Source organism: Candidatus Symbiopectobacterium sp. (assembly GCF_020054415.1).
In the GTDB taxonomy this organism is placed as follows: domain Bacteria; phylum Pseudomonadota; class Gammaproteobacteria; order Enterobacterales; family Enterobacteriaceae; genus Symbiopectobacterium.
The window spans coordinates 1-4,668 of record NZ_JAHWCO010000168.1 but is presented as its reverse complement, the minus strand read 5'-3'; the positions used below and the strand labels follow the sequence as shown (position 1 = coordinate 4,668).

The 4,668-nt window shown below is 54.8% G+C and carries 4 protein-coding genes and 2 pseudogenes; 2 read left to right on the top strand and 4 right to left on the bottom strand.

Features of this window, described 5'->3' with window-relative positions; all coding sequences use genetic code 11:
* The 3 genes and pseudogenes from QZ506_RS05105 to QZ506_RS05095 all read right to left on the bottom strand — a co-directional run.
* On the bottom strand, positions 1-189 hold a 189-nt coding region (locus QZ506_RS05105), incomplete at its 3' end, for a transposase (RefSeq protein ID WP_291969521.1).
* A 78-nt stretch (positions 190-267) separates the two neighbouring features.
* A pseudogene (locus tag QZ506_RS05100) lies at positions 268-1,919 on the bottom strand (dipeptide ABC transporter ATP-binding protein); the annotation flags it as partial.
* Between the two features lie 278 nt (positions 1,920-2,197).
* On the bottom strand, positions 2,198-2,344 hold the full coding sequence (locus QZ506_RS05095; protein ID WP_291969520.1) for a hypothetical protein: 147 nt from the start codon (positions 2,342-2,344) through the stop codon (positions 2,198-2,200).
* On the opposite strand from QZ506_RS05095, the gene moeA reads away from it, so the two are divergent.
* Positions 2,343-3,581, top strand: a complete 1,239-nt coding sequence (moeA, locus tag QZ506_RS05090) for a molybdopterin molybdotransferase MoeA (protein ID WP_291969518.1) — start codon at positions 2,343-2,345, stop codon at positions 3,579-3,581. The genes QZ506_RS05095 and moeA overlap by 2 nt on opposite strands.
* Before the next feature lie 2 nt (positions 3,582-3,583).
* A complete protein-coding gene (moeB, locus tag QZ506_RS05085; protein ID WP_291969515.1) occupies positions 3,584-4,366 on the top strand; it encodes a molybdopterin-synthase adenylyltransferase MoeB in 783 nt (260 codons plus the stop codon).
* 217 nt (positions 4,367-4,583) lie between these two features.
* Here moeB and QZ506_RS05080 read toward each other — a convergent pair.
* Positions 4,584-4,668: pseudogene (locus QZ506_RS05080) on the bottom strand (lipoprotein); the annotation flags it as partial.

Below are 4,668 nucleotides of genomic sequence, written 5' to 3'. Positions count from 1 at the left end.
TTTCATCATCAGGACTGTGGTGATGGCCATATCTGAGTAGTGGAGCGGTCTTCCACGCCGTTCAGTAGTGTTTTTTTCCGTCCATGCAGCAATGGCTGATTCATCTAGCCATACTGTTAGAGAACCGCGCTGCTTGAGGGCCTTGTCATAAGAGGGCCAGTTGGTGATTTTAAAATTTTGTTTTGCCATGGAGACCTGATTTTGAAACAACTGTGGTGATCTGCTCCGATGATTACCCAAAAGTTCTATTTATTCAACAAAGCCGATATAAGGATGTTGAGGATTCTCAAACATCGCCTGACGCGGGCCGATTTCCACAATCTGTCCCAAATACATCACAGCAACACGGTGGCTGATGAGCTCCACTACCGCCATATCGTGAAAAATAAACAGGAAAGCGATACCGTATTCCTGCTGCAATTCCGTCATCAGGTTGACGATTTGTGCACGGATAGAGACATCCAGCGCTGACACCGCCTCATCGGCGATCACCACTTTGGGGTTTAGCGCCAGTGCGCGCGCAATGCATATGCGTTGCCTCTGCCCGCCAGAAAACTCATGCGGATAGCGTCCGGCATGTTCTGGCAATAGCCCCACCCGCTTGAGCAGTTGCGCCACCCGCACTTCAGCAGCCTGCTTATCCATCACCTTGTGGACCAACAGCGGCTCCATGATCGAGAAACACATCGTCAGACGGGGATCCAGCGACGCATTCTGGTCCTGAAAAATCAGTTGAATATTGCTGCGTATCCGGTGCAGCGCCTCGCTACCCAGACCTTCAATGCGCTCACCGGCGAAGGTAATAGTGCCGCGCTGGCTCGGCACCAGTTGCAGCAAGGCGCGCGCTGCCGTCGATTTTCCACAGCCGGACTCCCCGACCAGCGACAGCGTCTCACCGGAATAAAGATCGAAGCTGATGTGCTCAACCGCATGTACCTGACGGGTAACGCGGTTGAGTATTCCCCGGCGCAGAGGAAATCGCGTGACCAGATCGCGCACCTGCAACACAGGCATCGACGGTTCGGGTAGGCTCGCCGGTGTCCTGCTGGCCGATGCTTGCGAGGCAATCGCCTGCCCTTGGGCGTCGGTGAGATGCAGTGAAAACGGTGCCTGTTCGCTACGCCCGCGCGTCTCGCCTAGCGTCGGTACAGCCGCCAGCAATGCACGGGTATACACATGCTGCGGCGCGGCAAATATCTCGGTCACACCGGCGGTTTCGACACAGTGGCCGTTATTCATCACCAGCACGCGATCGGCCACTTCCGCTACCACGCCCATATCATGGGTGATGAAAATCACGGCCATCGCCATTTCGCGCTGCAATAGCTGAATCAGTTGTAAAATCTGTGCCTGAATAGTGACGTCCAACGCTGTGGTCGGTTCATCAGCTATCAGCAATGTTGGCTTACAAGAGAGCGCCATGGCGATCATGATACGCTGGCGCATACCGCCGGAAAGCTGGTGTGGATAACGACCCAGCACGCTTTTCGCTTCTGGAATTCTGACCAGATCGAGCATGCGCAACGCTTCTGCCTTCGCATCTCGCGCATACATGCCTTGGTGCAAACGGATGGACTCGGCAATCTGCTCTCCAACTGGAAACACCGGATTGAGCGAGGTCATTGGCTCTTGGAATACCATCGCCATGTCCGCACCGCGTAAACGACGCATCTCACGCTGGCTGGCATTGTGACATCCAGTATATGACCGTTACGGCGGCGAAACAGCATCTCACCGTGATAAATATCACCCCCGGCCTGCTCGATCAACCGCATGATCGCTAACGCTGTGACCGATTTTCCAGAGCAAGATTCACCGACGATCGCCAACGTCTCACCGCGAGCAACCGTCAACGAGAGATCGTGGATCACTGATACCGGCTCCCGCTGCGCGTGAAAACGCAGGCCGAGTGACCGCACTTACAGAATCTGCTGTTCCGGCAGAATCAGTGTAGTATCAGCCGCTTCACGCACGGGCGCATGGGATATCATGAACTGTTTCTCTCCTTGTTTAACGTGTAGCGGAATCAGTCCGTTTGAAAAACGGTTTTATTTTTATTTAGCACACTGAGGGAGGTTTAGCATAAAACTGCCGTGCAATGAATAAAATATGTCTCTTATAACATTGCGTTACAGCACATAATCAATCCGTCTATACCTCATGATACTTAAAGGGTACTACTCCCTGATGATGCGCTTTACTGCCATAACCTTGACGTTGTCACATTCACCCGCAGGGTGTTCTCTGACATAATAGCGTTCACTTTGCTGGCGTAATCCCAGTGCACCGTATCGCGTTTTGCCCGATCTACCGACGCAAATACGTCGGCGAATGGAGTCATCATGGAAGCATTTACCTCAGGTTTACTCGCGCTTGAGCAAGCGCTGCAACGTATGCTGGCACTGGTTTCACCGCTGGCGCAGACCGAAATCGTCTCTCTTGAACAGGCTGCGGGCCGCATTACCGCCACCGATATTACCTCCCCTCTCGACGTGCCCGCATTTACCAATGCCGCGATGGATGGCTATGCCATACGCATGGCCGATCTGGCACAGGGTGATGCACTACTGCCCGTGGCAGGGAAAGCCTTTGCGGGTAACCCGTTCGTTGGTGACTGGCCCGCAGGAAGTTGTATCCGCATCATGACCGGCGCACCGGTTCCGCCAGGGACAGAGGCGGTTATTATGCAGGAATACGCCGAAGCAGAGGCTAACGGCGTGCGTTTCACGCATCCGGTGAAGATGGGGCAAAATATCCTTCTGGCAGGGGAAGACATTCAGCGCGGCGCGCGCGTCCTACCGGCAGGCAGCGCATTGGGGCCAGCCCGTTTGCCGCTGCTGGCATCGCTGGGCGTGGCTGATGTCACCGTGATACGCCGTCTGCGCGTGGCCCTATTTTCTACTGGCGATGAGTTACAGCGTATCGGTCAGCCATTACAGGCAGGGCAAATCTACGACACCAACCGTTTTGCGGTACGCATGATGCTGGAAAAACTTGGCTGCGATATTCTCGATCTCGGCATCATCCGCGACGATCCGGTAGCCCTGCGCGAAGCGTTTCAACGCGCCGACAGTGAGGCCGATTTGGTCATCAGCAGCGGCGGCGTTTCGGTGGGAGAAGCCGATTACACCAAACAGATTCTGGACGATATTGGCAACATCCATTTTTGGAAGTTGGCGATCAAGCCCGGCAAGCCGTTCGCCTTCGGCAAACTGCGTCAGGCCTTGTTCTGCGGCCTGCCCGGTAATCCGGTCTCTGCTGCCGTCACTTTCTATCAATTGGTGCAACCGCTCATCGCGCAGCTTTCCGGCCACAGCCAGTGGCACTTCCCGCCGCGCCAGCGAGTAAAAGCGGCCTCGGCATTGAAGAAAACCCCCGGCCGCCTCGATTTTCAACGCGGTATTGTTAGCCGAAACGATCACGGTGAGTTGGAGGTCAGGGCCACGGGCCATCAGGGCTCGCACATCTTCAGCTCATTCAGCCTTGGCAACTGCTTTATCGTATTGGAAGCCGAGCGCGGTGCGGTAGCCGCCGGAGAGTGGGTTGAAATCGACCCCTTTAATGCCCTGCTGGGAGACTGATGATGTCAACAACCGCTCCCGAAGCACCAGAGAGTGAGGATGCGCTTAGCCACAGCGAAATGCTGCGCTACAACCGCCAGATTATGCTGAAAGGCTTCGATTTCGATGGGCAGGAAGTGCTGAAAGCGGCCAGCGTACTGGTGGTGGGGTTAGGCGGCTTGGGTTGTGCCGCAGCACAGTACCTGGCAGCGGCGGGCACAGGACATCTGACGCTGCTGGATTTTGACACCGTTGCGCTTTCCAACCTGCAACGCCAGGTTTTGCACCGCGATGCACGTATCGATATGGCGAAGGTCACCTCTGCCGCTACGGAACTGGCCGCGATTAACCCCCATATTTCACTCGAGTGCATTAACGACGATCTGGCGGATGAAGCCTTGCAGGCGCTGGTAAACCGCCATAAGGTGGTACTGGATTGCACCGACAACGTAGCGATACGTGATCGTCTTAACCGCTTTTGTTTTCACAGCAAAACGCAGCTGGTTTCTGGTGCCGCCATTCGCATGGAAGGTCAGATCAGCGTGTTTACCTACGGTGAAAAAGAGCCCTGCTACCGCTGCCTGAGCCGACTGTTTGGTGAAAACGCGTTAACCTGCGCCGAAGCTGGGGTAATGTCGCCGCTGGTTGGTATCATTGGTGCCTTACAGGCGATGGAGGCGATCAAACTGCTGGCGCATTTTGGCGAACCGGCCGTCGGTCGGTTGGTATTGTATGACGCCATGACCACACAGTTTCGCACGATTACGCTACCCAAAAGTCCACACTGTGAGGTGTGCGGACACTGATCTGGCTGCGGTAGCGCGGGTTACCCCCCATAGGTTGAGCACATTTTTGCTTGGCAGCTATTCTTCTATGGTATTGAGTTATCAGACTTGAACCTGTCACCCAAGGGTGCCAGAGTATCACGGGTATTTTGCGTCGAGATTGCGAAATAACATCCTGATGAGGGCTTTGTTGAATAAATCAGAACTTGTAACGACTGCGCCCCATACGGGTCGATTGTTACGTGATGCGAATACTGTTCGGCATTCCTAATAGCGTGATCCGGTTAAGCGCTTTGACCATGGCCATGGCTTCACCCACCTGA